This window comes from Citrobacter sp. CRE-46 (genome assembly GCF_059615875.1).
The window spans coordinates 4,822,390-4,849,038 of sequence record NZ_CM184341.1 but is presented as its reverse complement, the minus strand read 5'-3'; the positions used below and the strand labels follow the sequence as shown (position 1 = coordinate 4,849,038).

Annotated in this window: 22 protein-coding genes; 11 read left to right on the top strand and 11 right to left on the bottom strand. The window is 55.7% G+C overall.

Annotated elements, in window-relative coordinates; all coding sequences use genetic code 11:
• The first annotated feature begins 83 nt into the window (after positions 1-83).
• Together AC534G_RS23545 and AC534G_RS23540 are read left to right on the top strand one after the other, a co-directional pair.
• A complete protein-coding gene (locus AC534G_RS23545; RefSeq protein ID WP_038636293.1) occupies positions 84-494 on the top strand; it encodes a CidA/LrgA family protein in 411 nt (136 codons plus the stop codon).
• Positions 487-1,176, top strand: a complete 690-nt coding sequence (locus AC534G_RS23540) for an LrgB family protein (protein ID WP_038636296.1) — start codon at positions 487-489, stop codon at positions 1,174-1,176. Before AC534G_RS23545 ends, AC534G_RS23540 begins: the two co-directional genes overlap by 8 nt.
• 45 nt (positions 1,177-1,221) lie before the next feature.
• Here the strand turns inward: AC534G_RS23540 and actP are convergent, their stop codons facing one another.
• The 3 genes from actP to acs all read right to left on the bottom strand — a co-directional run bounded on the left by actP (position 1,222) and on the right by acs (position 5,378).
• Positions 1,222-2,871 carry a cation/acetate symporter ActP gene (actP, locus tag AC534G_RS23535; protein ID WP_110496225.1) on the bottom strand — a complete coding sequence of 550 codons (1,650 nt, stop codon included), beginning with the start codon at positions 2,869-2,871 and terminating at the stop codon, positions 1,222-1,224.
• Entirely contained in the window at positions 2,868-3,182 is a 315-nt protein-coding gene (locus AC534G_RS23530; protein WP_006688274.1) for a DUF485 domain-containing protein, read from the bottom strand. The genes actP and AC534G_RS23530 overlap by 4 nt, the downstream gene beginning before the upstream one ends.
• Positions 3,183-3,419: 237 nt before the next feature.
• A complete protein-coding gene (gene acs, locus AC534G_RS23525; RefSeq protein ID WP_199981211.1) occupies positions 3,420-5,378 on the bottom strand; it encodes an acetate--CoA ligase in 1,959 nt (652 codons plus the stop codon).
• Positions 5,379-5,811: 433 nt separating this feature from the next.
• Here acs and nrfA point away from each other — a divergent pair, with 433 nt between their 5' ends.
• From nrfA to gltP, 7 genes are all read left to right on the top strand, one after another.
• Positions 5,812-7,248, top strand: a complete 1,437-nt coding sequence (gene nrfA / locus AC534G_RS23520; RefSeq protein ID WP_038636304.1) for an ammonia-forming nitrite reductase cytochrome c552 subunit — start codon at positions 5,812-5,814, stop codon at positions 7,246-7,248.
• A gap of 44 nt (positions 7,249-7,292) precedes the next feature.
• A complete protein-coding gene (nrfB, locus tag AC534G_RS23515) occupies positions 7,293-7,859 on the top strand; it encodes a cytochrome c nitrite reductase pentaheme subunit (protein WP_038636307.1) in 567 nt (188 codons plus the stop codon).
• Positions 7,856-8,527, top strand: a complete 672-nt coding sequence (nrfC, locus tag AC534G_RS23510) for a cytochrome c nitrite reductase Fe-S protein (protein ID WP_038636309.1) — start codon at positions 7,856-7,858, stop codon at positions 8,525-8,527. The genes nrfB and nrfC overlap by 4 nt, the downstream gene beginning before the upstream one ends.
• Positions 8,524-9,480, top strand: a complete 957-nt coding sequence (nrfD, locus tag AC534G_RS23505) for a cytochrome c nitrite reductase subunit NrfD (RefSeq protein WP_006688269.1) — start codon at positions 8,524-8,526, stop codon at positions 9,478-9,480. Before nrfC ends, nrfD begins: the two co-directional genes overlap by 4 nt.
• A gap of 8 nt (positions 9,481-9,488) precedes the next feature.
• The gene (gene nrfF, locus AC534G_RS23500) at positions 9,489-11,702 is read left to right on the top strand and encodes a heme lyase NrfEFG subunit NrfF (protein ID WP_110496223.1); all 2,214 of its coding nucleotides are present in this window, start codon (positions 9,489-9,491) and stop codon (positions 11,700-11,702) included.
• Positions 11,699-12,319, top strand: a complete 621-nt coding sequence (gene nrfG / locus AC534G_RS23495) for a heme lyase NrfEFG subunit NrfG (protein WP_085049645.1) — start codon at positions 11,699-11,701, stop codon at positions 12,317-12,319. Before nrfF ends, nrfG begins: the two co-directional genes overlap by 4 nt.
• 343 nt (positions 12,320-12,662) lie before the next feature.
• The gene (gltP, locus tag AC534G_RS23490; RefSeq protein WP_038636320.1) at positions 12,663-13,976 is read left to right on the top strand and encodes a glutamate/aspartate:proton symporter GltP; all 1,314 of its coding nucleotides are present in this window, start codon (positions 12,663-12,665) and stop codon (positions 13,974-13,976) included.
• A 53-nt stretch (positions 13,977-14,029) separates the two neighbouring features.
• On the opposite strand, the gene yjcO is transcribed toward gltP, so the two are convergent.
• On the bottom strand, positions 14,030-14,719 hold the full coding sequence (gene yjcO, locus AC534G_RS23485) for a Sel1 family TPR-like repeat protein YjcO (RefSeq protein ID WP_110496219.1): 690 nt from the start codon (positions 14,717-14,719) through the stop codon (positions 14,030-14,032).
• Positions 14,720-14,809: 90 nt separating this feature from the next.
• A complete protein-coding gene (gene fdhF, locus AC534G_RS23480; RefSeq protein WP_079225655.1) occupies positions 14,810-16,957 on the bottom strand; it encodes a formate dehydrogenase subunit alpha in 2,148 nt (715 codons plus the stop codon).
• Positions 16,958-17,246: 289 nt separating this feature from the next.
• On the opposite strand from fdhF, the gene AC534G_RS23475 reads away from it, so the two are divergent.
• Positions 17,247-17,978, top strand: a complete 732-nt coding sequence (locus tag AC534G_RS23475; protein ID WP_110496217.1) for a response regulator — start codon at positions 17,247-17,249, stop codon at positions 17,976-17,978.
• Between the two features lie 3 nt (positions 17,979-17,981).
• Here the strand turns inward: AC534G_RS23475 and AC534G_RS23470 are convergent, their stop codons facing one another.
• The 6 genes from AC534G_RS23470 to AC534G_RS23445 all read right to left on the bottom strand — a co-directional run bounded on the left by AC534G_RS23470 (position 17,982) and on the right by AC534G_RS23445 (position 24,201).
• The gene (locus AC534G_RS23470) at positions 17,982-18,986 is read right to left on the bottom strand and encodes a carbohydrate kinase family protein (protein ID WP_110496215.1); all 1,005 of its coding nucleotides are present in this window, start codon (positions 18,984-18,986) and stop codon (positions 17,982-17,984) included.
• A complete protein-coding gene (locus tag AC534G_RS23465) occupies positions 18,983-19,843 on the bottom strand; it encodes a ketose 1,6-bisphosphate aldolase (protein ID WP_496594471.1) in 861 nt (286 codons plus the stop codon). The genes AC534G_RS23470 and AC534G_RS23465 overlap by 4 nt, the downstream gene beginning before the upstream one ends.
• A 14-nt stretch (positions 19,844-19,857) precedes the next feature.
• Complete coding sequence (locus tag AC534G_RS23460; protein ID WP_085049648.1) at positions 19,858-20,541, bottom strand: D-lyxose/D-mannose isomerase; 684 nt, start codon at positions 20,539-20,541, stop codon at positions 19,858-19,860.
• 118 nt (positions 20,542-20,659) lie between these two features.
• Positions 20,660-21,601 carry an ABC transporter substrate-binding protein gene (locus AC534G_RS23455; protein ID WP_042312943.1) on the bottom strand — a complete coding sequence of 314 codons (942 nt, stop codon included), beginning with the start codon at positions 21,599-21,601 and terminating at the stop codon, positions 20,660-20,662.
• A gap of 88 nt (positions 21,602-21,689) precedes the next feature.
• Positions 21,690-22,685, bottom strand: coding sequence for an ABC transporter permease subunit (locus tag AC534G_RS23450; RefSeq protein WP_038636347.1), 996 nt, complete (start codon positions 22,683-22,685; stop codon positions 21,690-21,692).
• A complete protein-coding gene (locus AC534G_RS23445; RefSeq protein ID WP_069325124.1) occupies positions 22,678-24,201 on the bottom strand; it encodes a sugar ABC transporter ATP-binding protein in 1,524 nt (507 codons plus the stop codon). The genes AC534G_RS23450 and AC534G_RS23445 overlap by 8 nt, the downstream gene beginning before the upstream one ends.
• Before the next feature lie 114 nt (positions 24,202-24,315).
• Between AC534G_RS23445 and AC534G_RS23440 the strand changes: the two genes are divergently transcribed.
• Complete coding sequence (locus tag AC534G_RS23440) at positions 24,316-26,580, top strand: hybrid sensor histidine kinase/response regulator (protein ID WP_110496211.1); 2,265 nt, start codon at positions 24,316-24,318, stop codon at positions 26,578-26,580.
• The last annotated feature ends 69 nt before the right edge of the window (positions 26,581-26,649 follow it).

The window sequence follows — 26,649 nt, the reverse complement described above, 5'->3', positions numbered from 1 at the left end:
TGCCTGCAATGATTTTAATTCATTTCAGTCCTGGACGGGGGCTCTCTATACTGGCGCTCTCTATTTTTTAAGGACATACCCTCATGGCTGTGGCGATAAGCCGCGTGACGCCTGCCGTTATTCATCGACTCCAGATCCCCGTTCAGGTTCTGTTGTACGCAGGTCTCTTTGTTTTTGCTCAATATCTTGTCTCCTGGCTGCATCTGCCGCTTCCTGCCAACCTGGTTGGGATGGTGCTGATGCTGGCGTTGATTGTCTGCCGGGTTATCCCGCTGAACTGGATCCGCGCAGGCGCTCGCTGGTTACTGGCTGAAATGCTGTTGTTTTTTGTCCCGGCGGTGGTCGCCGTCGTTAACTATACGCAACTGCTACTGGTTGATGGATGGCGTATTTTTGCCGTTATTGCGATAAGTACGATGATGGTGCTCGGCGCAACGGCATGGGTCGTGGATAAAGTGTATCGCTATGAAATGAGCAGGTTAAACCGTGAGTAATTTCCAGTTAAGCGTGCTGTGTTTGGTGATTACGCTGGGCATCTATTTTGCCAACAAGCGCCTGTATCGCCGCTTTCGTAAATTACCGCTGATGCCGTTAGTGCTTACTCCGGCGCTGTTGGTGCTGATGTTGGTCTTTGGACATATCTCCTGGCAAAACTATATTGGTGAATCGCACTGGCTGCTATGGCTGCTAGGTCCCGCAACCATTGCCTTCGCCGTTCCGGTTTATGACAACCTCGCCGTGATTAAACGTCACTGGATGTCGCTGACGGCGGGTGTGGTGACGGCGACACTGGTGGCGGTCACCAGTTCCGTCTGGTTGGCGCGCCTGTTTATGCTGCCTGATGAAATTCAGCGCAGTCTGGCGGTGCGGTCCGTTACTACGCCATTTGCGCTGGCGGCGGCAGAGCCATTGGGCGGTCAGCCGGATCTGGTGGCATTGTTCGTGGTCGTGACGGGCGTATTCGGGATGGCGGTCGGCGATGTGCTGTTTTTGCGGCTCTCTATTCGCGAAGGGATGGCGAAAGGCGCAGGTTTTGGCGCAGCATCGCACGGCGCAGGCACGGCTCGCTCATATGAGCTCGGCCAACAGGAGGGCGTAGTGGCTAGCCTGGTGATGATGCTTTCCGGCGTGGTGATGGTGCTGGTATCGCCGCTGGTCGCAAGGCTGATGTTCTGAGAAAGGCAGTAATCCTCCGGCCCGGAAGCCGGAGGAGAGGGAAGATTAGTGCGCGCGACCTTGTTCTACGCCGTACCCGGTCTGGGAACGGATGAACTGAGCACGGAACTGCGCGCGTTCGCGGTTACCTTCTTCTGAGTTATCGGTGGCAGAGAAGAACCAGATCCCGAGGAACGCTACGCTGATGGAGAACAGCGCCGGATATTCATACGGGAATATGGCTTTTTCGTGACCCAGGATTTGTACCCAAATTGTTGGGCCAAGCACCATCAGCACGACGGCCGTCAGCAGACCTAACCAGCCGCCCATCATTGCGCCACGCGTGGTCAGTTTTGACCAGTACATGGAGAGCAGAATGATGGGGAAGTTACAGCTGGCTGCGATAGCAAATGCCAGTCCCACCATGAAGGCGATGTTCTGGTTTTCGAACAGCACGCCGAGCACGATGGCAATCACACCCAGCACCAGTACGGTAATTTTCGACACCTTCAGCTCTTCGCGCTCGGTTGCGCCTTTGCGGAATACGTTGGCGTACAGGTCGTGAGAAACTGCCGATGCGCCCGCCAGCGTCAAACCAGCAACCACTGCCAGAATGGTGGCAAACGCTACTGCCGAGATGAAGCCGAGGAACAGGTTCCCGCCCACCGCATTCGCCAGATGTACCGCCGCCATGTTGTTACCGCCGATAAGCGCGCCAGCAGCGTCTTTATACACAGGGTTCGCGCCAACGAGCATGATCGCGCCAAAGCCGATGATAAAGGTCAGGATGTAGAAATAACCCATAAAACCGGTGGCATAGAACACGCTCTTACGCGCTTCGCGGGCATCGCTGACCGTGAAGAAACGCATCAGGATGTGCGGTAAGCCCGCCGTACCAAACATCAGGCCGAGACCTAACGACAGCGCGGAGATCGGATCTTTCACCAGCCCGCCCGGGCTCATAATGGCGGAACCTTTCGGGTGTACCGCCATCGCTTCGGTGAACAGATTGTTGAAGCTAAAGCCGACGTGCTTCATCACCATAAAGGCCATAAAGCTGGCGCCGAACAGCAACAGAACGGCTTTAATGATCTGTACCCAGGTTGTTGCCAGCATGCCGCCAAACAGGACGTACATCATCATCAATACGCCAACCAGCACGACGGCAATGTGGTAGTTCAGGCCAAACAGCAGCTCAATCAGTTTACCCGCGCCGACCATCTGCGCGATCAGATACAGCGCGACCACCACCAGGGAACCACACGCCGAGAGAATACGAATCGGACCTTGCTTCAGGCGATAAGAGGCCACGTCGGCAAAGGTGTAGCGACCAAGGTTACGCAGGCGTTCAGCAATCAGGAACAGGATAATCGGCCAGCCGACCAGGAAGCCGAGCGAGTAAATCAGTCCGTCATAACCGGAGGTAAAGACCAGCGCGGAAATCCCGAGGAACGATGCAGCAGACATATAGTCGCCCGCAATCGCCAGCCCGTTCTGGAAGCCGGTGATGTTACCGCCAGCGGTGTAGTAGTCATTACGCGAACGCACGCGTTTAGACGCCCAGTAGGTAATACCAAGCGTAAAGATGACGAAAATCAGGAACATGATAATCGCCTGCCAGTTGGTTGGCTGGCGTTGGACTGCTCCGCTTATAGCATCCGCCGCGTTTGCGGCGAAGGGCAGCGTGGCGGCAAGCGCCGTCAGGACTCTCTTCATGATGCTTTAACCTCGTGCAGAACCGCATTGTTCAGGCGATCGAATTCACCGTTTGCCCGCCAGATATAGATCCCGGTCAGGATGAAGGAGATAAGGATCACGCCGACCCCAATCGGAATCCCCCGGGTGACGCTGGTTCCCGCGTGCAGCGGAGTACCCAGCCAACCAGGCGCAAAGGCAATCAGTAAAATAAAGCTGATGTAAACTGCCAGCATGATGATGGACAGAATGGTGGCAAACCGTTGCCGTTTTTCAACTAACTCCCTGAAACGCGCACTGTCTTCTATCCGCTGATAAATATTGTCATTCATCACAGAGCTCTCCAGAGGTCCCCCTGCGTCTTTCGCGCTACAGGTTCGTTGGCCGCACTCGCCCACCCCAGTCACATAGTGAACTATGCTCCTGAGGATGTGCTCGCTTGCCGCCTTCCTGTAACACGAAATCCTTTGGGGGAGGGTTTTTATATTTCCCTCCCGCTCAGGGGAGGGGTAGGGATAGGATTTGTAGGCCCGATAAGCAGCGCGCCATCGGGCATTTCACGGTTATGGTTATGATGGCATCGCGATGGCCTGCTTCTCTTCGAGCAGTTTCTCAACGACGCCTGGATCGGCGAGGGTTGAGGTATCGCCCAGATTGCTGGTATCGCCCGCCGCGATTTTGCGCAGAATGCGGCGCATAATTTTGCCGGAGCGGGTTTTCGGCAGTGAATCGGTCCAGTGCAGCACATCTGGCGTTGCCAGCGGGCCAATTTCTTTACGCACCCAGTTGCGAACTTCGGCATACAACTCAGGCGACGGTTCTTCGCCGTGATTCAGCGTGACGTAGGCGTAGATCGCCTGGCCTTTAATATTATGCGGAATACCGACCACCGCGGCTTCGGCAATCTTCGGATGCGACACCAGCGCCGATTCGATTTCTGCCGTGCCCAGACGGTGACCAGAGACGTTTAGCACATCGTCCACACGTCCGGTGATCCAGTAATAACCATCTTCATCACGGCGTGCGCCGTCGCCGCTGAAGTACATATTTTTGAAGGTAGAGAAGTAGGTCTGTTCAAAACGTTCATGATCGCCAAACAACGTTCTCGCCTGGCCTGGCCACGAGTCAATAATCACCAGGTTGCCTTCGGTTGCGCCTTCCAGCGGATTACCTTCGTTATCGACAATCGCAGGCTGCACGCCAAAGAACGGACGGGTTGCGGAACCGGCTTTCAGCTCGGTGGCGCCCGGCAGCGGGGTGATCATGAATCCACCGGTTTCGGTCTGCCACCAGGTATCGACGACCGGACATTTTTCGTTGCCGATCTTCTTCCAGTACCACTCCCACGCTTCCGGGTTGATTGGCTCGCCAACGGAACCCAGGATGCGCAGCGACGAGCGGTCAGTACCTTCAATCGCTTTATCGCCTTCTGCCATCAGAGCGCGGATGGCGGTCGGCGCGGTATACAGAATATTGACCTGGTGCTTATCCACGACCTGCGCCATACGCGTCGGGGTAGGCCAGTTGGGCACGCCTTCGAACATCAGCGTGGTTGCGCCGCAGGCCAGCGGACCGTACAGCAGGTAGCTGTGCCCGGTTACCCAACCTACGTCAGCGGTACACCAATAGATATCGCCCTGATGATAGTCAAACACGTACTTAAAGGTGGTTGCGGCGTAGACCAGATATCCGCCGGTGGTGTGCAGCACGCCCTTCGGCTTGCCGGTTGACCCGGAGGTGTACAGGATAAACAGCGGATCTTCAGCATTCATCTCTTCCGGCTGATGTTCCGGGCTGGCTTTCTCGATAAGATCGGACCACCACAGGTCACGACCTTCCTGCCATTCCGTTTTTCCACCGGTACGTTTGAGAACGATAACGTGTTCGACGCTTTTCACGTTCGGGTTTTTCAACGCATCATCGACGTTCTTTTTCAATGGGATAGCGCGTCCGGCGCGCACGCCTTCATCGGCGGTGATCACCAGGCGAGAATTAGAGTCGATGATACGTCCGGCGACGGCTTCCGGGGAGAAACCACCGAAGATGACCGAATGCACCGCGCCAATACGGGCGCAGGCCAGCATGGCGACCGCCGCTTCCGGCACCATCGGCATATATATGGCCACCACATCACCTTTTTTAATGCCTAAATCCAGTAACGTATTGGCAAAACGACAGACGTCGCGATGCAGCTCGCGGTAGGTAATATGTTTGCTTTGGCTGGCGTCGTCGCCTTCCCAGATGATGGCGGTACGATCGCCATTTGCCTGCAGGTGACGGTCAAGGCAGTTCGCCGCCAGGTTTAGCGTGCCATCCTCATACCATTTAATAGAGACGTTGCCTGGCGCAAACGAGGTGTTCTTCACCTGGCTGTACGGCTTGATCCAATCAAGAATCTTTCCCTGCTCGCCCCAAAATGTGTCGGGTTCGTTAACAGATTGCTGGTACTTCGCTTCGTACTGCTCCGGATTTATCAGGCAACGATCCGCAATGTTTGCGGGAATAGCGTGTTTATGTATTTGGCTCATGGCTTTTGTTCTCCTTGTAGGATGTTAATAATATGTCGCATAAACGTTAAATGTAGGGGCTTTGCGAGTTTTGTTTAGTATTTGGGCGGCAGATCACGCAATAAACGAATTGTGCAAATTAGCGACAAACTGAATTTTGAAGAGAACTAGCAAAAATTGATTAATTCTCGCGATAACATGGGGTTATCTGAGAATTGTTGAAAAGGTGATCTGTCTCAGAATTAAACAAAAGAGTGAGCGGTTTGAGGGGGTAACTAACTCTAAAGTGGTATTTTACATACACTTACAATTGATTAAAGACAACATTTTCAGTGTGGTTTCTTGTTACAAATTGGGGGGAGCAATGTCATGACAGTATTCGTGTGGTTGCTGTTATGGAAAACAATAAAAGAACCGCCATTGCAGATAATGGCGTCATCTGGATGAGACCCCTATGGCAAGGACAAAATCACGCGTACGCCGTTTCTTCAGCCTGTTATTACCTTTATTATTTATCTCTGCTGTTCACGCTGAACAAACTCCTGTACCCGCAAAGACCGTCACCGTTGAAGCGAAGAATGAAACCTTCGCCCCTCAGCATCCCGATCAATACCTCTCCTGGAAAGCCACGTCTGAGCAATCAGCCCGTGAAGATGCGCTGGCAGAAGATCCGCGTCTGGTGATCCTGTGGGCGGGATATCCATTCTCGCGCGATTACAACAAACCGCGCGGGCACGCGTATGCGGTGACCGATGTACGTGAAACTTTACGTACCGGCGCACCTAAAACGGCAGAAGACGGCCCGCTGCCGATGGCCTGCTGGAGCTGTAAAAGCCCGGATGTGGCGCGTCTGATCCAGAAAGACGGTGAAGATGGTTACTTCCACGGTAAATGGGCGCGCGGCGGTCCGGAAATTGTTAACAACCTCGGTTGTGCAGATTGCCATAACACCGCGTCGCCGGACTTCGCCAAAGGCAAGCCTGAGCTGACACTGTCGCGTCCTTACGCTGAGCGCGCGATGGAAGCCATCGGCAAACCATTTGAGAAAGCTGGTCGCTTTGATCAGCAATCCATGGTCTGCGGCCAGTGCCACGTGGAGTACTACTTCGACGGTAAGAACAAAGCCGTTAAGTTCCCGTGGGATGAGGGTATGAAAGTCGAGAACATGGAGAAATACTACGACACCATCGCCTTCTCTGACTGGACTAACTCTCTGTCCAAAACCCCGATGCTGAAAGCGCAGCACCCGGAATATGAAACCTGGAGTGCGGGCATTCACGGTAAGAACAACGTGACCTGTATCGACTGCCACATGCCGAAAGTGCAAAACGCGGAAGGTAAGATCTATACCGATCACAAGATTGGTAATCCGTTCGATAACTTCGCCCAGACCTGTGCGAACTGCCATACCCAGGACAAAGCATCCCTGCAAAAAGTGGTCGCCGAGCGTAAACAGGCCATTCATGACCTGAAAATCAAGGTTGAAGATCAACTGGTACATGCGCACTTCGAAGCGAAAGCCGCATGGGATGCGGGTGCGACCGAAGCGGAAATGAAGCCGATTCTGGAAGATATCCGTCACGCACAATGGCGCTGGGACCTGTCTATCGCCTCACACGGTATTCACATGCATGCGCCGGAAGAAGGTCTGCGGATGCTGGGTAGCGCAATGGATAAAGCCGCCGACGCACGTACCAAACTGGTTCGTCTGCTGGCGACCAAAGGCATCACGCATGAAATCCCGTTACCGGATATCTCTACCAAAGAGAAAGCCCAGGCGGCGATTGGTCTGAACATGCAGCAAATCAATGCTGAGAAGCAGGACTTCATCAAAACGGTGATTCCGCAGTGGGAAGAGCAGGCGCGTAAAAACGGTCTGTTAAGCCAATAACCCCATTTCGCCCCGTAAGGGGCGGATAACTCAACGGAGTGAATATGAGCGTATTACGTTCGTTATTAACTGCTGGGGTGCTGGCGTCAGGCCTGTTCTGGAGCCTGAGTGGAATCACTGCCACGCCAACGCCGCAGGAGTCGGATCAACGCTGGACGGTTACTCAGCAGCGTAATCCGGATGCTGCCTGTCTGGATTGTCACAAGCCGGATACCGAAGGCATGCATGGTAAACATGCGCAAGTCATTAACCCGAACAACAAACTGCCGGTCACCTGCACCAACTGTCACGGCCAGCCGTCACCGAACCACCGCGAAGGGGTGAAGGATGTGATGCGCTTTAATGAGCCAATGTACAATGTGGAGCAGCAGAACAGCGTCTGTATGTCCTGTCACCTGCCTGAGCAGTTGCAAAAAGCGTTCTGGCCGCACGATGTCCATGTCACAAAAGTGGCGTGCGCCAGCTGTCACTCACTGCATCCGAAGCAAGACACGATGCAGACGCTAAGCGATAAAGGACGGATCAAGATTTGCGTTGATTGCCACAGCGATCAGCGTAACAATCCGAACTTTAACCCGGCGTCGGTTCCGTTGCTTAAGGAGCATCCATGAGTTGCTCTCGTCGCCAGTTTATCACCGGCGTCGGCGCGCTGGTGGCAGTGAGCGGGACGGCGGGACGCGTTGTGGCGAAGACGCTGAATATCAACGGCGTACGTTACGGAATGGTACACGATGAGTCATTATGCATCGGCTGCACGGCCTGCATGGATGCTTGTCGGGAAGTCAACAACGTACCGGAAGGCGTATCGCGTCTGACGATTATTCGCAGCGAGCCGCAGGGGACGTTTCCTGATGTGAAATATCGCTTTTTCCGCCACTCGTGCCAGCATTGCGACCATGCCCCCTGCGTTGACGTCTGCCCGACGGGGGCATCGTATCGCGATGCCGCCAACGGCATTGTGGATGTGAACCCTGATCTTTGCGTTGGCTGTCAGTACTGTATCGCCGCGTGTCCTTATCGCGTGCGCTTTATCCATCCGGTGAGCAAAACGGCGGATAAATGCGATTTCTGCCGGAAAACCAACCTGAAAGCGGGCAAACAGCCCGCCTGCGTTGAGTCATGCCCGACGAAGGCGCTGACGTTTGGTAATCTGGACGATCCCAACAGCGATATCTCCCGTTTGTTGCAGCAGAAAACCACCTACCGTTACAAGCTGGCGCTGGGCACAAAACCGAAGGTCTACCGCGTTCCCTTTAAATATGGGGAGGTGAGCCAATGACACCCGCTTCTGCATTTCATTTTGAATCACTGGTGTGGGACTGGCCCATCGCCATCTATCTGTTCCTGATTGGCATCTCCGCCGGACTGGTTACGTTGGCGATTCTGCTGCGTCGCTTCCATCCTGAGGCGGGCGGTTCGGACAGCACGCTGCTGCGCACCACGCTGGTGTTAGGGCCGGGGGCGATTATCTTCGGTCTGCTGATTCTGGTATTCCACCTGACGCGGCCATGGACCTTCTGGAAACTGATGTTCCACTACAGCTTCACCTCGGTGATGTCGATGGGGGTCATGCTGTTCCAGTTGTACATGGTGGTACTGGTGCTGTGGCTGGCAAAAATCTTTGAAAAAGAGGTGATTGCCCTGCAACAACGCTGGCTGCCGCGGTTAGGGATCGTGCAGAAAGCGTTGACGCTGATAACGCCGTTCCACCGTGCACTGGAGACGTTAATGCTGGTGCTGGCGGTTCTGCTTGGGGCGTACACCGGGTTTTTGCTCTCGGCGCTGAAGTCCTACCCGTTCCTGAATAACCCGATCCTGCCGGTCCTGTTCCTGTTCTCCGGGATCTCCTCCGGCGCGGCGGTGGCGCTGATCGCCATGGCGTTACGCCATCGTAGCAACCCGCACAGCACTGAAGCGCACTTTGTGCATCGCATGGAGGTCCCGGTGGTATGGCTGGAGATCTTCCTGCTGGCGGCGTTCTTCGTCGGCCTGGCGCTGGGCGATGACGGCAAAATGCGCGCGCTGGCTGCGGCGCTGGGCGGCGGATTCTGGACCTGGTGGTTCTGGCTTGGCGTGGCTGGGCTTGGGCTGATACTGCCGATGCTGCTAAAACCCTGGGCCAACCGCAGTTCGACGTTTCATGGCGTGCTGGCAGTCTGCGGCGCCAGCCTGACCGGCGTACTGCTGCTGCGCTTTTTCATTCTCTATGCGGGTCAGCTAACCGTTGCGTAAGGTGATATCTGGACGTTCTCCTTCCTGAAGCCGGTTTTCTGGCACTGTTATTAAGCCTCGGGGTCAACGTGTTGACCCCGCTTGCCGTGCTGGTGGGTGTCCGCCAGCGCTGGCAGGGCGTGATGCGCCTGGCAAGCGTGGGCGTATGGACGCAGTTTGCGCTGCTGCTGCTGGCTTTTGCCATTCTGGTATTCTGCTTTCTGACCAGCGACTTTTCGGTGGTCTATGTTGCTCAGCACAGCTACAGCCTGCTGCCGTGGGGATTAAAACTGGCGGCGGTGTGGGGCGGCCATGAAGGGTCGCTGCTGTTGTGGGTGCTGTTTCTTTCCGGCTGGAGCGCGCTGTTCGCTCTGTGCTATCGGCGTGATTCTGATCCACTGTTTCCGCTGACGCTCAGCGTCCTGTCGCTGGTGACGGCCCTGTTACTGCTGTTTGTGGTGGTCTGGTCCGATCCCTTCGTACGTATTTTCCCGCCTGCTATAGAAGGACGGGACCTTAACCCGATGCTGCAACATCTTGGGTTAATCCTCCACCCGCCGCTGCTGTACCTGGGTTACGGTGGTTTGATGGTAGCCGCGGGCGTGGCGCTGGCCTCACTGCTGCGCGGTGACTTTAACGCGCAGAGCGCCTGGGTGTGCTGGCGCTGGGCGTTGCCCGGCTGGTGTACGCTGACGCTGGGGATAATCCTCGGTTCCTGGTGGGCCTACTGCGAGCTGGGCTGGGGCGGCTGGTGGTTCTGGGACCCGGTCGAAAATGCCTCCTTATTACCCTGGCTCTCCGCCAGCGCGCTGCTGCATAGCCTGTTTGTCACGCGTCAGCGTGGGATCTTCCTCCACTGGTCGCTGCTGCTGGCGATCGTCACGCTGATCTTATCGCTGCTGGGGACGCTGATTGTGCGTTCCGGCATTCTTGTTTCGGTACATGCCTTTGCGTTGGATAACGTGCGCGCCGCGCCGCTGTTTGCGCTATTTAGCGTATTGAGCCTGGCGTCGCTGGGGTTGTACGCCTGGCGAGGCCAGCAAATTCGCCAGAATGCGCGTTTTGGCGGCTGGTCGCGCGAGATGCTGATTCTGGTCGCGCTATTACTTTTTTGCGCGGTGCTACTGATTGTGCTGATTGGTACGCTCTATCCGATGATTTACGGGTTGTTCGGCTGGGGACGGCTATCCGTTGGCGCGCCGTACTTTAACCGCGCCACGCTGCCGTTTGGGCTGCTGATGCTGCTGGTTATCGTGCTGGCAACGATCAGAAGCCGCAAAGTCTCTTTGCGTTGTCAGCTTCCGGCACTGCTGGCGCATGCCGGGGTATTGGTATTTGCGGCTGGGATCGTTTTTTCCAGCGGTAGTCGTCAGGAGATAAGCCTGAATTTGAGCCCTGGGCAGCAGGTCGCGCTTGCGGGCTACATTTTCCGTTTTGAGCGTCTCGACCTGGAAGCCAAAGGCAACTACACCAGTGAAAAAGCGCTGATCACGTTGTGGCAAAATGAGCAGCGTATCGGTAGCCTGCAGCCCGAAAGGCGCTTCTATGCCGCGCGTCGTCAACAGATGATGGAGCCGGGTATCCGCTGGAATTTGATGCATGACTGGTACGCGGTGATGGGCGAAAAAACCGGACCGGACCGTTACGCCATGCGCTTATACGTGCAGTCTGGCGTGCGTTGGATCTGGGGAGGGGGATTGTTGATGGTGTTTGGCGCGCTGCTGAGCGCATGGCGAGGGAGGAAGTATCCTGAGTTATTGCCTGATGGCGCTGCGCTTATCAGGCCTACGAGTGAAAAGCAGGGTAGGCCGGATAAGGCGTTCAAGCCGCCATCCGGCAAAACGATGTTACTTGTGGCTTTACTGATTTTTCTCCCTTTTGCCACCCATGCCCAGGTGGTGGACACATGGACGTTTGCCAACCTGCAGCAGCAGGAGAAAGCGCTGTCTATTGCCAGTCAGTTGCGCTGTCCGCAGTGTCAGAACCAGAACTTGCTGGAATCCAATGCGCCCGTGGCGGTCAGTATGCGCCATCAGGTTTACAGCATGGTTGCTGAAGGTAAAAGCGAAGCAGAAATCACCGCCTGGATGACCGAGCGTTACGGTGATTTCGTGCGCTACAACCCGCCGTTGAATGAGCAAACGCTGCTGTTGTGGGCGCTGCCGTGCCTGCTGTTATTGCTGGTGGGCGTGGTGGTCTGGCAGGTGAGGAAGCGTCAGCACGCAGAAGAGGATGAGCAATGAGCCAGGCCGAACATTCCACTGCGCCGTTACGTCCCATGCCCGTGAAGCGGCTGGCTGCTGCGGCGGTGCTGATGGTGGTGGCCTGCATCGGCGGTTACCTGTTAACGCCAAAATGGCAGGCGGCACGTCAGGAGCAGGCGCGTCTGGCAGACCCCTTACATGCTTTTTCTGATGAAAATATTCAGGAAAAACAGCTATTTTCTCTGCAATCGCAAATTCGTGCGAATCCGCAGGACGCAGTGAAATGGGCGCAACTGGGTGAGTACTATCTGTGGCAAAACGCGTATCATAATGCGCTGCTGGCCTACGAGCAGGCGCTGCGTATACGCGGTGAAAACGCCGAAATCTATTCCGCGCTGGCGACGGTGCTGTACTATCAGGCCGGGCAACATATGACGCCGCCCACCCGCGAGATGATTGATAAGGCTCTGGCGCTGGACCCGGCAGAGGTCACTGCGCTGATGCTGTTAGCTTCCGATGCGTTTATGCAGGCAGACTACGCCCAGGCTATCTCAGTGTGGCAAAAGGTTATGGATTTAAACTCGCCGAGGGTGAATCGGGCACAGCTCATTGACTCTATTAATATGGCGAAGTTGTTGCAGAATCGGCAAAAATAAATTTGTTTTATTTGTGATTTGTATCATTTTGCCTGTTTAAAAAACAGGCAAACGAACAAGCGAGCAAAAAAACTCATGCCCTGACTTCTTCATTTTTGAACATATTAAAATTCTTTTATAACAAAAAGTTATTCATCATTACCCCGATAAAATTGCATTTTTATGCAAATAATCAGCAAAAGGCCCTGTTCTCAGAGGGTTGCGCTGAATGCCATGCAGATGATAATGATAATAAGCGTTAAAAAACTCCATAAACGAACGCAACACAAATCATACCCTTTCAGTATGTACTATTCCCACACGCTGCATGTGGAATAGCGCTTCATCGAGGAAGTCCGTTGTTATGAAAAATTTGAAAGTCAGCCTGGCATGGCAGATTCTAATCGCTATGGTGCTGGGCATTCTGCTAGGGAGTTACCTGCATTACCATAGTGACAGCCGTGAATGGCTGATTGTTAACCTGCTGTCTCCGGCGGGCGATATCTTTATCCACCTGATCAAAATGATCGTCGTGCCGATTGTCATCTCTACGTTGATTGTCGGCATAGCCGGGGTGGGCGATGCCAAACAGCTGGGCCGTATTGGCGCCAAAACGATTATCTATTTCGAAGTGATCACCACCGTGGCGATTATCCTTGGTATCACGCTGGCGAATGTGTTCCAGCCCGGTACCGGGGTTGATATGTCGCAGCTGGCAACCGTCGATATTTCGAAATATCAGAGCACTACCGCAGAAGTACAGAGCCACGCGCATGGCCTGATGGGCACGATTTTGTCACTGGTGCCGACCAACATCGTCGCGTCGATGGCAAAAGGCGACATGCTGCCGATTATCTTCTTCTCGGTACTGTTCGGTTTAGGTCTGTCTTCTCTGCCGGCAACTCACCGCGAGCCGCTGGTTACCGTGTTCCGCTCGATCTCCGAAACCATGTTTAAAGTGACGCACATGGTGATGCGTTACGCGCCAGTCGGGGTTTTTGCGTTGATCGCCGTTACCGTTGCGAACTTCGGTTTTGCCTCCCTGTGGCCGCTGGCGAAGCTGGTGCTGTTGGTGCATTTCGCCATCCTGTTCTTCGCGCTGGTGGTGCTGGGGATCGTCGCGCGCATCTGCGGTTTGAGCATCTGGATCCTGATCCGCATTCTGAAAGACGAGCTGATTCTGGCCTACTCGACCGCCAGTTCTGAGAGCGTGCTGCCGCGTATTATTGAGAAGATGGAAGCCTACGGCGCGCCGGCGTCAATCACCAGCTTTGTGGTGCCGACCGGTTACTCATTCAACCTTGATGGCTCAACGCTGTACCAGAGTATCGCCGCTATCTTTATTGCGCAGCTGTACGGTATCGATCTGTCGCTGTGGCAGGAAATCGTGCTGGTGCTGACGCTGATGGTGACCTCAAAAGGGATTGCGGGCGTGCCGGGCGTATCGTTTGTGGTGTTGCTGGCAACGCTTGGCAGCGTGGGGATCCCGCTGGAAGGTCTGGCGTTTATCGCCGGTGTCGACCGTATCCTCGATATGGCGCGTACTGCGCTGAACGTGGTGGGTAACGCGCTGGCCGTGCTGGTTATCGCCAAGTGGGAACACAAATTTGACCGCAAGAAAGCGCTGGCTTATGAGCGCGACGTGCTGGGCAAATTTGATAAGACCGCTAATCAGTAATTAATGACAGATTGCCGGATGGCGCTTGCGCCGCCATCCGGCAATGCAAACCATTAGCCGTTGGCTAACTTATCAAACTCTTCGCAGCCGGTATCGAATCCTTCCATACAGCTCAGATTCAACCAGTGCAGCGCTTTCTGTTTATTCTTCTCGATAAAACCCTGCTCGCCGTTTAAGAACATCATCCCGGCCCAGTATTCGGAATACCCGGTGCGGGAAATGGCTGAACTACGCTTGAAATACCACGTCGCTTTCTCATCGTCAGCAGGAATACCGACGCCGTTGGCGTAAATCAGTCCGAGCAGCATTTGCGCGTCGACGGCGGAGTCATTTTCCAGATCCTCGGAGGCGTTTTGCAGCAAGGTAATGGCTTTGGGGTAATCGGTGCGGCCTGCCTGGGTGTTCACCAGAATACGCGCCAGCGTAATTTCTCCCGCCTTACTGCCCGCCTGCGTCGCTTTTTCCGCCAGCGTTTTGGCCTGAGGGTAATCCAGACTGACCGGATTGGTTATCTTAATTTGCGCCAGCAAAGCATATGCATCCGCATCACCGTTGTCGGCGGCTTTTTGCGCCCAGTATTCGGCTTTGCTTAAATCGCCTGAACTGAACCAGGTATCGGCGAGGAAATACTGCGCGCGTCGGTCACCTGCCTCTGCTGCCTGCAGATACTGGCTTCCGGGTTCAGTATCACTGGCATGGGCAAAGAATGTCACGAGGAACATCAATGCAAGAAGTTGTTTCATTTTGAGTTTTATTTAGGGTACGGAGTAGACAGTATAAAGAGATCGCGTGCATAAAAAAACGGCCTCCGAATGGAGGCCGTAGGCTCAGGCTTAACCCATCGCGCTTTCGCGCAGGCTGGCTTTCAGCTTGGTGTACTCATCAATAACATACTGTTCGGCAGCGCGCTGATCGGCAATGCGTTCAACGTTAACGGCACAGTATTTGTACTCCGGCGTTTTGGTAATCGGGCTTAAGTTCTCGGTTACCAGTTCATTACATGCCCCAATCCACCACTGGTAGGTCATGTAAATCGCGCCTTTGTTTGGACGATCGCTGACTGCCGCGCGGGTAATAACCCGGCCTTTACGTGAGTTAACCCACACCAGATCTTCATCCTGAATACCCAGACGCTCTGCGTCAGCGGTGTTGATCTGGGCATAGCCCGGCTCATCCGCCAGCGCGGCCAGCGCCGCACAGTTACCGGTCATCGAACGGCAAGAGTAGTGGCCGACTTCACGCACCGTCGACAGTACCATCGGGTACTCCGGGGTGAGTTTGTCGATTGGCGCTACCCAGTCGCAGGTGAAGAACTGCGCCAGGCCGTTCGGGGTGTCAAACTTCTCTTTGAAGAGGTAAGACGTACCCTGGTCGGCATCTGAGGTGTCGCGGCAAGGCCACTGGATATAACCCAGTTCGCCCATTTTCTCGTAAGTGGCGCCGTAGAAATCCGGGCACAGATGACGCAACTCGTCCCAGATTTCCTGGGTGTTGTTGTAGTGCATCGGGTAGCCCATACGGGTGGCGATTTCACTGATAATCTGCCAGTCCGTTTTCAGATCCCACTTCGGCTCAACGGCTTTGAAGAAGCGCTGGAAGCCACGGTCCGCCGCAGAGAAGACGCCTTCATGCTCGCCCCATGACGTAGACGGTAAAATAACGTCTGCGGCAGCGGCGGTTTTGGTCATGAAGATATCCTGCACGATGACCAGTTCCAGATCCTCAAAGCCTTTGCGCACTGCGGAGAGCTCAGCATCGGTCTGTAATGGATCTTCACCCATAATGTACGCCGCGCGCACTTCGCCATGCGCCGCACGGTGCGGCAGTTCGCTGATGCGATAGCCGGTATGCGCAGGCAGGCTTTCCACGCCCCAGGCTTTAGCGAATTTCTCGCGGTTTTCCGGGAATTTCACGTACTGATAGCCCGGATAGGTATCCGGCAGCGCGCCCATGTCGCATGCGCCCTGAACGTTGTTCTGGCCACGAACCGGGTTAACGCCTACGCTTGGCTTACCGAGGTTACCGGTCAGCATCGCGAGGCTGGTCAGTGAACGCACGGTTTCCACACCCTGATAGAACTGGGTTACACCCATGCCCCACAGAATTGCCGCGCTTTTCGCCGTGGCGTACATACGTGCAGCCTGACGAATATCGTGCGCGCTAACGCCCGTGATATCTTCGACGGACTCCGGCGTATAGCCTTCGACAATCTTGCTGTACTCTTCGAATCCTTCCGTACGGGAGGCGACGAACGCCTGGTCGTACAGTTTTTCTTCGATGATGACATGCCCCATGGCGTTGAGCAGCGCGATGTTCGAGCCGTTTTTCAACGCGATGTGCATGTCGGCAATACGCGCGGTTTCAATTTTGCGCGGATCGCAGACGATAATTTTCGCCCCGTTACGTTTAGCGTTAATCACGTGATTCGCCACGATCGGGTGGGAATCCGCCGGGTTATACCCGAAGATGAACACTAAATCCGTGTTATCAATTTCATTGATAGCATTACTCATTGCGCCGTTACCGACCGATTGGTGCAGACCTGCAACCGAAGGGCCGTGTCAGACGCGAGCGCAGCAGTCGACGTTATTGGTACCAATAACGGCGCGCGCGAATTTTTGCATTACATAGTTGGTTTCGTTACCTGTACCGCGAGATGAACCGGTCGTCTGAATAGCGTCCGGGCCGTACTTCGCTTTGATGGCGCTCAGGCGATCGGCGACGTAATTCAGCGCTTCATCCCAGGAAACAGATTCCAGTTTGCCGCCACGCTGGCGACGGATCATTGGGGTTTTCAGACGAGGGGTCAGGATCTGGGTATCATTAATAAAATCCCAGCCATAGTAGCCCTTCAGACACAGGGTACCCTGGTTGGTTTTCCCCTGCGCCGCCTCAGCCCGGACGATTTTGCCGTTATCGACCACCAGGTTGATTTTGCAACCTGATGCGCAATATGGGCAAACCGTGACGACTTTTTTCATCGGTCTCGCTCCAGTTAATCAAATCGCGCATACGCGCTTGTCGCTTTGCTTATGCATCTTTTATGCCATGTTTTTTTCAGGGGGCATTAGTCGATATTACGGGCGATTTTTGGTCAAAACTCTGACGAAAAACAGGCTGTCGTCATATTTGACGTGACGAATCTCCAATACGTGACGGTCCGGCAGTGTGACCGAGGTTATGTTTCCCGCACAACCTTGTGCCTTATCGCTGTCACTCTGTGCAGAATCAATCACACTCATTTAAGTTGGCCAGAAATGGGGAAAAACAATGAAGCCAGCCATACTGGTTGTGGATGATGACGAGGCTGTCTGCACGCTATTACAGGACGTGCTGAGCGAGCACGTCTTTGCAGTGAGCGCGTGCCATAGCGGACAGGAGGCGCTGCACTGCATTGAGACTCAGCCGGATATCGCTCTGGTATTGCTGGACATGATGTTGCCCGATATCAACGGTCTGATGGTGCTGCAGCAGGTGCAAAAGATGAGGCCCGGATTACCGGTAGTCATGCTGACGGGCTTAGGTAGCGAATCGGATGTGGTGGTCGGGCTGGAAATGGGCGCTGACGACTATATTGGGAAACCGTTCAATGCGCGGGTGCTGGTGGCACGGGTAAAGGCGGTGCTCAGACGCGTGGGCGTGTTGACGCCTGAAAGCGGCAGCCCGCAAACCACGGGGCTTTCCTTTAATGGCTGGCATCTGGATACCGCCGGTTGCCAGTTACATAATCCTCAGCAACTGAAGGTGGAACTGACGCAGGGTGAGTACAGCCTGCTGCTGGCGCTGGCGCAAAACGCTCGTCGGGTGCTCAGCCGCGAGCAATTGCTGGAACTGACGCGCAGCGACAGCGTTGAGGTATTTGATCGCACCATTGATGTGTTAATCATGCGGCTGCGGCGCAAAATAGAGAACAACCCGCACCAGCCAATGCTGATCAAAACCCTGCGCGGGCTGGGCTATGTGTTTGCCGCCGATGTGCAGCATCACGATAAGGCGGCGTGAGCGTCAGCCATCAGCCATAGTCGCTTTTAACTCTGCCAGCGTTTTCGCGCCATCTATCGCGTTAGCGCACAGCAAGCTTGCCCGCGCGCAGGCGTGCGCCAGTCTGATGCTGTCTGCCAGCGACCAGCGCTCATGACAGCCATACAAAAATCCGGCGCAAAACGCATCTCCTGCGCCGACGCTGCCGACAATCTCTTCTTGCGCCAGTAACTGTGACGGTATCCAGACGCCCGGCAGATCCGGTTCTTCACCCCAGGCGCCTTCCGGACAGTGAATCACCACCCGCTGGCGCACGCCTGCATCCAGCAGTTCGCGCGCGGCGGTAGCGATATGGGGAATATGCAGTTCGCCGTTGGGCTGGCGAATCTCCAGCCCGCTGAACTCTCCGGCCTCCAGCTCGTTAATCACCAGATAGTCGAGATGGCGCAGGGCCGGCATCACCAGAGGCTGGTAGCGCGGGTCGCCTTTGCGTGAGACCAGATCCAGGGAGGTTTCAAAGCCGTTCTCATGCATTTGCGCCAGTAGCCGTGCGCTACGCGTCCCGTACTCCTCATCCGGCATGTCCAGACTGTCGAGCAGCAGCAGATAGCCAAGATGGAAGATTTTCATCGAGGTATCCAGTTGCTCAAAGGCGGGTAAATCCAATAGTCGATTGGCGCCGGGCGAGTGAAAAAAAGTTCGTTGCCCGCTGGGGTCGGTCATCACCTGCGACATCGACGTGGGGGCGAAAGTGGTGCGCTGCACATGCTGGCGATTAACGTGATACTGCTCCAGCATCGCCATGATGTAGTCGCCGTCGCTGTCCTGACCGATTAACCCCACCGCCTGCAGCGGCAATCCGGTGTGCATTTTCGCCAGCGTCAGCAGCACGTTCAGCGGCGCACCACCCGTGGCGCGTTCGCTACGAGTGATTTCCGCCAGCCAGCCGCGTTCTGGCCATTGCACAATTTGATGGACATGATCGACCAGCATGTTGCCTGCGGCGATAACGCCTTTGCGTTCCATCAGACCTGCCCCGCGCTGCCAAAAATGCGCATTTGTTCTGAAACGGTATCGGTAATGGCCTCTTCAATAGCCAGCAGCAGTTCGGCAAACTCGTCGTACAGCGGCTGGCGATTGGCCATCCGTGACTCTACCGCTGTCAGCGCCGCCTGCGACATGCCGGTGTAGAAGTTGATTTTGTGAATGCCGAGTTCAATTGCGCGCTTGAAATCGTCATTGCTGATGCCGGAGCCGCCGTGCAGTACCAGCGGGATCGCCGCCTGCTGGCGAATAGCGTCCAGACGCGGGAAGTCGAGCACCGGTTCGCCTTTATATTTGCCGTGCGCATTGCCAATGGCGACCGCCAGCGCGTCAATTCCGGTTCTGTCGACGAAATCACGCGCCATCATCGGGTCGGTAAACAACGATTCGTCAGCATGACCATACAGCGCCCCGCCTTCATCGCCACCCACTGCGCCCAGTTCGGCTTCCACCGAGACGCCGATGGCGTGGCACATCTTCACCACTTCGCGGGTCTGGCGGATATTTTCTTCATACTCCAGCGTGGAGCCATCGAACATCACTGAACTGAAACCTAAGCGTAGCGCCCGCACCACTGACTCAAAGTGCAGGCCGTGGTCAAGGTTCAGCACCACCGGAATGTCGTGCCTGGCGGCTTCAAATTTGACCGCTTTGACCAGAGAATCCAGCGAGATATATTTAAAATGTACTTCGGCGATGTTGATAATGAAGGGCGAACGTTCCTGTTTAGCCGCGGCAAACAGGGCGCGCAGGAAATGTGAGTCCAGAACGTTAAACGCGCCTAAAGCATAGCGGTGCTCACGGGCATGGGCGAGGCCATCGGCGAGAGATATCAACGGCATAATGCGCTCCTTGGTTAGCGGAACAGGCGATATTCGTTACACAGCACCAGCTGCGCCGGTTCATCTTCTTCAATGTCGTTATAACGGGTGATAGGTTGCAGAAAATGGTTATCGTGGTCGTCGTCATTAACAGATGAGACCTCGCCAACCAGCACGTCGCCAAAACCTTTTTCCGCCCAGAAGCTGTGATACAGGCCCGGCGGCAGGCAGATGCTCTCCCCCGGCGTCAGGCGTAGTTGGCTGCCCGCGGCATGGGTTTGCCGACAGCCATCAATCACCACGTTCACGTCGCTGTCCTCTGTTTGCTCCCGGAGCCCCGCATTCCACAGTTCCACAATTAAATTACCGCCGCCACGATTGATAATGTCTTCACGTTTGCGCCAGTGAAAATGCATCGGCGTGACCTGCGCCTCGCGAACATGCATGATTTTCTCGGCGTAGCATTTCTCGTAAGGCATACCTTTCGGCGAACCATTACGCAGGGTGAACAGCGTTAACCCTTGCGCGGCGAAATTGTTGCCGCCAAATGCGGTGACATCCCAACCGAGCTTAAGGTCGAAAACTTCGCTCCAGGCAGAGGCATCAAGCTTGCGCCATTGGGTCGGCGGGAAACTGGCGAAAGGGGGGAGGTGCACATCGTGCAGAGAAAAAAACTGGCGCGTGTGGCCAAGGATTTCGTTTATTGCGGAGCGTTTCATCGCAGAATTCTCCTTAGAATAATGCCGGATGGCGCTGCGCTTCCCCGGCCTACAAATTGATACCGATCTTGTAGGCCGGAGAAGGCATTTTGCCGCTATCCGGCGTTGCTGTGGCGGGTTATTTCACCGTCCAACCTTTATAATTGGCAACGTTGTTTTTATCGATCATTGTTACCGGGATCAGCACGGGCTCTTTTGGGGCGGGTTTCCCCTGCAGTATGTCATAGCCGATTTCGACCGCTTTGGCAGCCATCACCTGCGGATCTTGTGCTGGCGTCGCCACAAATAATGAGTTTTCGCGCTTCAGCGCCTCTTCACCGTCTGGCGATCCGTCGACGCCGACAATAAAGAATTCGTTACGCTGTGCCTGTTTTGCCGCCAGATCGGCACCGATCGCCGTGGGATCGTTAATGGCGAATACACCGTCGATCTTCGGATTTGCCGCCAGCAGCGCGGTCATGATCTCCAGCCCGCCCTCGCGGCTGCCTTTGGCGTTTTGGTTATACGACAGCACTTTGATGTCCGGATGGCGTTTGAACTCGGTCTGGCAACCTTCCACACGGTTCTGGACGGCGGAAACCGGCGGTCCGTTGATGATGACGACGTTGCCTTTCCCTTTCAGACGGTCGGTAATGTATTTGCAGGCCATTTCACCCGCCTGAGTGTTATCGGAGGTGATGGTCGCGTCTGCGCCTTCCGCCGCCACGTCAACGGCTACCACCACAATCCCGGCGTCTTTCGCGCGTTTTACCGCCGGACCGATGCCTTTGGAGTCCGCGGCGTTAAGGATAATCATGTCGACTTTGGCGGCAATAAAGTTGTCGATCTGCGACACCTGTTGCCCGAGATCGTAGCCGCTGGAGACCAGCGTCACTTTGACGCTATCACCCGCCAGCTTTCGTGCTTCCAGCTCCGCGCCTTTGGTTATTTGCACGAAGAACGGGTTCGCCAGGTCGCCCACCGTAACGCCGATCGATTTCAGTTCTTTTGCCTGCACAAACGGAGCTGCAGCAAGCAGTGCGCCAGCACAGAGCGCGGTCACTAATGGCTTCAAACGCATACTCGTTTCCTCACGTAGGGTATTGTTGTTATACGCCTGATGGCGCTGCGCTTATCAGGCCTGCGAAGGGGTAGGCCAGTAAGCTTGTCTATGCACTTTGATGATGTCGGGTACGGTATTTGTCGATCAGCACCGCTATGATGATCACCGCCCCTTTGATCACCAGTTGCCAGAAATAGGAGACGCCCATCAGCGTCATGCCGTTGTTGAGCGTAGCGATGATCAGCGCCCCCACCAGCGTGCCGGTGATGGTGCCGATCCCGCCGACAAAGCTGGTGCCGCCGAGGATTACCGCCGCGATGGCGTCCAGCTCGTAACCCATACCTAAGTTGCCGTTGGCGCTGTACAGCCGCGAGGCGCTCATCACCCCCCCCAGACCTGAAAGCAAACCGCTGATGCCGTAGACGAACAGCAGCACCAGCCATACTTTGATCCCGGTTAAGCGTGCGGCCTGCATGTTGCCGCCGACCGCGTAGATATGAACGCCGAGCGTGGTGCGGCGCAGAATAAACCAGCACACCACCACCACCGCCAGCGCAATGACTACCAGCCACGGAACCGGGCCGAGATAGTTGTTGCCGATCCATTCAAAGCTGATGTTGGAGTTAATCACCGTGGTGCCATCGGCCAACAGATAGGCCGCGCCGCGCAGCGCGGTATAGGTTCCAAGCGTGACGATAAACGGCGGAAGCCCGGCAAAAGCCACCAGCGCACCGTTAAACAGCCCCAGCACCAGGCCGAGCATCAGCGCCGCCGGAATCGACAGCATGGCAAACTCAGGAATAAGAGAAACGACCATCGCCGCAACGGCGGTGGTGCCGAGAATCGAGCCAACTGAGAGATCGATCCCGCCGGTCAAAATGATGAAGGTCATGCCAGCCGCCAGCACGATGTTGATCGAGGCCTGGCGGGTAATATTCAGCAGGTTGCTTTCGGTGAAAAAGTTGGGCGCGATAAAGCCAAATACCGCCACAATCAGGATCAAAATCGGCAAGATACCGACTGTTTGCATCAGATCGCTCATCAGCATCTTTTTTGCGGTGGTGGATTTCGCCACCTGCTGGGGAGTGGTTGGATTATTCATGGGGCACCGCCTGATGATGGGAGTCGTTCACGCCGGTCGCCAGCGTCATAATATTTTCCTGGGTAATACTCTGTCCGTTCAGCTCGCCGGCAATGCTGCCTTCACGCATGACGTACACGCGATCGCTCATGCCAACGACTTCCGGCAATTCGCTGGAGATCATCAGGATCGCCACGCCTTTGCGCGCCATGTCGTTCATGATCCGGTAGATCTCGCTTTTCGCGCCAACGTCTACCCCGCGCGTGGGTTCATCGAGGATCAAAATGCGTGGGCCGATCGCCACCCAGCGCGAGATCAATAATTTTTGCTGATTGCCGCCGGACAGCCCACCTGCGCGTACCTGCGCGTGCGGAACGCGAATGTTGAGCAGTTTGATAGCGTCATCGGAAATGGCCTGCGCCTTTTTGCGATCGAGCATGCCCCAGTTGGCATCGCGCTCCAGCGTCGCCATGGTGATGTTCTCTGCTGCCGCCAGTTCTAAAAACAGCCCCTGTTCTTTGCGGTTCTCGGTCAGAAAGCCGATGCCGTGATCAATCGCCTCGCGCGGGGAGTGGATCACCACCGGTTCACCGTCTACTTCAATCATGCCGCCGACGGCTTTACGCACGCCAAAAATCAGTTGCGCCAGTTCGGAGCGCCCGGCGCCAACTAACCCGGCGAGGCCGACGATCTCCCCGGAGCGCACCAACAAGCTGCACGGCTGGACTTTATGACCGTCGGTCAGGTGGTGGACGTTGAGGCGCGCTTTACCTAAGGGAATATCGCGCTCTTTGTTGAACAGATCGCTTAGCGGACGGCCCACCATCATGCGCACCAGTTCAGGGGCGTTGAGCTTGTCGCGGGTCAGGCTACCGACGTATTGCCCGTCGCGCAGGACGCTGACGCGATCGGAAAGTTCGTACACTTCGGCCATGCGGTGGCTGATGTAAATAATCGCCATCCCTTCATCGCGCAGGCGCATGATCAGTTCGAACAGGCGGTGGGTTTCACGTGAGGAGAGGGCGGCGGTGGGTTCATCCATCACCAGAATGCGGCTGTTACGGTGCAGAGCGCGGGCGATTTCCACCTGCTGCTGTTCGGCGATGGTCAACGTCATCACGCGATCGCTGGCCTTAAACTGGGCGCCGAGTCGGTCGATGACTTTCTGCGACTGCAGCACCATCTCTTTACGCTGGACCAGACCGCCGCGCGACAGCTCGCTGCCAAGAAAGATATTTTCCGCCACCGTCAGGTTAGGCGCCAGCTGCATCTCCTGGTAAATCAGTGTGATGCCCGCGCTGAGCGCATCTTTTGGTCCACGAATGTGGAACGGCTGACCGTCAATCAGGATCTCGCCGCTGGTGGCGGTGTAGGCGCCCGCGAGGATTTTCATCAGCGTGCTTTTCCCCGCGCCATTCTCGCCCATCAGGGCATGAATCTCACCCGGCCAGACGGTTAAATCGACCCCTTTCAGCGCGTAAAATTTGCCAAACGCTTTGGCAATGTTGCGCATCTCCAGAACCGGTGTCCTGCTCATAGCGGATCTCCTGTGGGGTGGCCGATATCAGCAGTCCATCACAGGAATGTAAATGCAAAATGTCAGAAGCCGTTCATATTTGTCATATTGCGATTTTTCTTCACGGAGCGTGATATGCCGCAACCGGGACGTCACTTTTTCGCCAGTGCGCGCGGACGATTACTGTTCTTCAATCTGCTGGTGGTGGCGGTCACGCTGATGGTGAGCGGCGTAGCGGTGCTGGGGTTTCAGCATGCCAGTCAAATTCAGGAGCAGGTACAGCAGCAAACCGTTGATGACATGACCGGCAGCATGAACCTGGCGCGTGATACGGCGAACGTAGCAACGGCGGCGGTGCGACTGTCGCAGGTGGTCGGCGCGCTGGAATACAAAGGTGAAGCGGAGCGGTTGCAGGAGACCCAGCGGGCGCTGAAGCATTCGCTGCAACAACTGGCTGGCGCCCCGCTGGCGCAGCAGGAGCCGGTGCTGGTCGAGCGCATTATCCAGCGCAGCAATGAGTTACAAAGCAGTGTGGAAGGTATGTTGCAGCGCGGACAGCGGCGGCATCTGGAACGTAACGCGCTGCTCAGTTCGCTGTATCAGAATCAAAGCTATTTGCGCCATCTGCAAACGCTTACCGGCGCGCAGGATGACATGCTGCTGGGGCAAATAGACCGCTTGATCGTTGCCGCCATTGAGACTCCCACGCCGCGATCGGTAGTGAAACAACTCGACAGCGTGGTGAGCGCGCTGCCTTTACATCACTCCAGCCCGTTGATAAGCAGAATCCTCAACGATTTCAATCAGGAACTGCATAAGCTGGAGCCGCTTTCTTCCGCGCTGGAGCAGAGCGATCTGGCGATCAACTGGTATATGTTTCATATCAAAGCGCTGGTGGCGATCCTTAATAGCGATATTAATCAATATGCCTCGCAGGTGGCGCTGATTTCTGAGCAGCGGGTGGCGCAAAGCCATCAGGAACTGCAATCCGGCGCGTTGTTTATTATGGTGTTTGCGTTGCTGGCCGTAGTGATTACCGGTTTTGCCGGTTGGTATATCTATCGCAACCTCGGCTCTAACCTGACGGCAATTTCGCAGGCGATGACCCGGCTGGCGCACGGTGAATCGGACGTCAGCGTTCCGGCCCTGCAACGGCGCGATGAGCTGGGCGAACTGGCCCGCGCTTTTAGTGTCTTTGCCCGTAACACCGCTTCGCTGGAGCACACCACCCGATTACTTAAAGAAAAAACCAGCCAAATGGAAATCGACCGCACCGAGCGCCAGGAACTGGAAGAGGCGCTGCTGCACAGCCAAAAGCTGAAGGCGGTGGGGCAACTGACGGGCGGATTAGCGCATGATTTCAATAACCTGCTGGCGGTGATTATTGGCAGTCTGGATCTGGTGAACCCAGACTCACCCGATGCGCCGCGGGTCAATCGGGCGCTTAAAGCCGCCGAGCGCGGGGCGCTACTTACCCAGCGGCTACTGGCCTTTTCGCGCAAGCAATCTTTGCATCCCCACGCGGTGGAGCTGAAAACGCTGTTGGAAAACCTGGGCGAACTGATGCGTCATTCGCTCCCGGCCACGCTGACGCTGGAGATTGAAGCCCAGTCTCCCGCCTGGCCCGCGTGGATTGACGTCAGCCAACTGGAAAACGCCATTATCAATCTGGTGATGAACGCCCGTGACGCCATGGACGGGCAGGCGGGCACGATTAAAATCCGTACCTGGAACCAGCGGGTCACGCGCAGCGATGGGCGTAAGCAGGATATGGTGATGCTGGAGGTCGCCGACCAGGGCTGCGGGATGTCGCAGGAGGTGAAAGCTCAGGTCTTTGAACCGTTTTTCACCACCAAACAGACCGGCAGCGGCAGCGGGCTGGGGTTATCAATGGTCTACGGCTTTGTACGTCAGTCCGGCGGGCGTGTGGAGATTGAAAGCGCTCCCGGGCAGGGAACGACGGTCAGGTTGCAGCTTCCTCGCGCCGTAGTGCCGGTACAGGTTGAGGCAGAACCGATAGCGGAACACGCGGCTAATAGTGGCGAAAAACTGGTGCTGGTGCTTGAGGACGAGGCTGATGTGCGCCAGACGTTGTGTGAGCAATTACACCTGCTGGGCTACCTGACATTAGAAGCCGCCAACGGGGAACAGGCGATGCATATGCTGGCGGCTTCATCCGAGATTGATATTTTTATCAGCGACGTCATGCTGCCCGGTGGTTTAAGCGGCGTGGATGTGGTTAATCATGCCCAGGCACATTATCCACAGCTGAATATCCTGCTGATGAGCGGTCAGGATTTGCGTCCGGCCCATAACCCGGCGCTGCCGGATGTGGCGTTATTGCGTAAACCCTTTACCCGTACAGAACTGGCGCAAGCGCTGCGGCATTCGCGTAATTGAGATTCCTCCGCTACCCGCGCAAATTCGCTTTGATTACCGTGGGGCGAGTTTCTCGATGAGGCTGGTTTT